Origin of the sequence: Synechococcus sp. R55.7, assembly GCF_047461955.1 — a bacterium.
Lineage (GTDB): Bacteria > Cyanobacteriota > Cyanobacteriia > Thermostichales > Thermostichaceae > Thermostichus.
The window spans coordinates 1-2,426 of record NZ_JANSIC010000295.1 but is presented as its reverse complement, the minus strand read 5'-3'; the positions used below and the strand labels follow the sequence as shown (position 1 = coordinate 2,426).

2 protein-coding genes are annotated in these 2,426 nt (G+C 58.8%); both read right to left on the bottom strand.

Going from position 1 to position 2,426, the window contains the following annotated elements:
* Positions 1-90: 90 nt before the first annotated feature.
* The gene (locus NW820_RS11865; RefSeq protein ID WP_414407590.1) at positions 91-987 is read right to left on the bottom strand and encodes an alpha/beta fold hydrolase; all 897 of its coding nucleotides are present in this window, start codon (positions 985-987) and stop codon (positions 91-93) included.
* A 202-nt stretch (positions 988-1,189) separates the two neighbouring features.
* On the bottom strand, positions 1,190-2,140 hold the full coding sequence (locus NW820_RS11860; protein WP_414383566.1) for a LysR substrate-binding domain-containing protein: 951 nt from the start codon (positions 2,138-2,140) through the stop codon (positions 1,190-1,192).
* Positions 2,141-2,426: the final 286 nt, after the last annotated feature.

Genomic DNA, 2,426 nt, shown 5'->3' with positions numbered 1-2,426 from the left:
GCGTTCCCCTTGGGCGGCGCTCCGTCGCCTATCGGGCATCGCCATCTGGCAAGCGGCATTCCTCTCTCGGCCATACGCTACAGCCCCAGCTCAAAGCCCGCATTGTGCGGAAAGGGCTGTGTCGAGAAATTCCCGGATCAGGGGCAGCACCTGTTCCCCATGCAAGGCAGGGATGGCGTGGCCGGCCCCGGCCAGGATCTTGAGCTGAGCCCCAGGGATCCCTTCGGCATAGGTTTGGCAGTGCCAGAGGGGAATGGTGTCGTCCTGTTCGGCGGCGATCACCAGGGTGGGGGCCTGAATGTAGTTGAGATAACGTTCAACCGTATCGACAGCAGCTTGTGGGCGCAGACGTTGTCGGAGAAATTGCCGAGCGACCGGCTGCTGACGCAGGGATCCCCGCAACCACAAGAGCTGGGCCAGCTTGTCTTCCCAATGCCACCAGCGGGCCAGCGGAGCGATCGCCCGCAACAGCCAATCCACCCAAGCGCTTTCCCAGAGCAAGGGCCGCAAATGGTTGTAGCGTCTCACAAAGCTGTCGTCGCGGATCCCGGCAGGAGCCAACAAGACCAATCCCCGCAGCGGATACCGTACTGCATAGGCCGCTGCCACCCATCCCCCAAAGGAATGGCCCACCAAAACCGGAGCAGCTAGGCCCAGCCTTTGGACAAATCCGCGCACAAACTCCACTTCTGCAGCGATGTCGTAGTGCAAGGCCGGTTGGCCGGACTGCCCGAACCCCAGTAAATCCAAGGCAATGCAGCGATATTCGTCTCCCAACCCTTGCATCAGCGGCCACCAGTTGGCGTGAGTGGCCATAAAGCCATGCAGAAACAGCAGTGGGATCCCTTTTCCCCAGTCTCGATAGGCAGCCCAGCAGGACTCTGCCCCTGCGATGTTCAACCCTTCCAATTTCACCCTGTGCAGCGGGATCTCTTGAACGCGGGCCTGTAACTCCGCCAAGCGCTGGGCCAGGGGGAGTCGTTCCAACAGCGTTTGCCTGGTCATCGGCTTGGGGTCAGTAGACACAGACAGATTCAGCAGATGCAGTTTCTTCCGGAGCAGCATTGGCTACAGCGAATGCACCTATACGGAAATATCTCTCGTATCTCTTTGAACAGGGATCCTGCTCAATCCACCGGAATCTACCTGGGATCCCATCAACTCGGAAAAGGCCGTAACGCATCGCAACTTAGCCGATCAACTGCAAATGGGGCGGGGGAGTTTTCAGCCAGTCTTGGCGGGTCAGCAGCCCTTGGAGGAAGCGGGTGGCTGCCTGCGATTGATAGCGCTCCGGGTTAAAAGCCAGCCAGAGGGTACGCCGTATCTGTAGCCCTTCCACCGCCAGCTTCCGGAACCGCCCCTGTTCCACATCGGATCCCACTGCCACCATGGACAGAAAGGCCACCCCCAACCCCGCCTGGACGGCATTTTTGATCGCCTCAATCGAGCTGAGCTCCAGCCGCACGTTCAATTGGGCCGGGTTAATGCCGTGGCGATTCAGTACCCGATCGATGGTTTGCCGGGTGGACGACTGGGGATCCAAGGTGATGAAGGGCAAAGCCAGCAGATCCACAAGCGCAGGAGAGTCGATGGCACACCCGGGAGCACCGACCAACACATATTCATCTTCCGCCAGAGCCATCACCTTCAAGTGCCGCTGCAGCTCAAAGGGGATCTCCCCGCCAACAATGGCCACGTCCAACTGGCCGTCCACCAACTTCTGGGCAATTCGCCGCGTGGATTGCACCAAGAGCTGTACGGAAATTTGTGGATAGCGGCGGTGATATTGGGCGATCAAAGAAGGCATGACATAGGTGCCCACCGTTTGGCTGGCCCCCAAAACCAGATGCCCCCGCTCCATTTCTTGCAAATCCGCCAGCGCCTCGATGGTTTCACGGCACAGCTTGAGGATGCGCTCGCTGTACTGCAGCAGCACTTTCCCGGCATCCGTCAACTCCACCTTGCGCCCACTGCGGTCGAACAGCACCACTCCCAACTGTCGCTCCAAGTTCTGCACTTGCAAGCTGACGGCAGGCTGGGAGACAAACAGGCTATCGGCAGCACGGCGAAAACTACCCTGCTGGGCAATTGCCCGCACGATGAGGAGCTGATCTAGAGTAAACGGCAACTCATCCGCCATAGGGAACTCCAAACCCCACAGTGGGATCCCTTACGTTTCCCTGAAAAGCTGGGCAGCCCGCGTTTGGAAACCCACACGAGATCATCATAAACAAGGGAGAAATCCCAAGAGAGCAGCTCAACCCTTTCCCGGCAGCTCGGCTCTGGGGGGTGACCAGCCAAGAGTGGAGAGGAGAGCTCAGAATCTTCGGGCTGTTGCTCTGCCATTCGGAGCAGCTATGCCCACAATACCTACCTGATACATTTACGCTGAACACTGCTGAACATCACTGTTCAACTATGCAGCG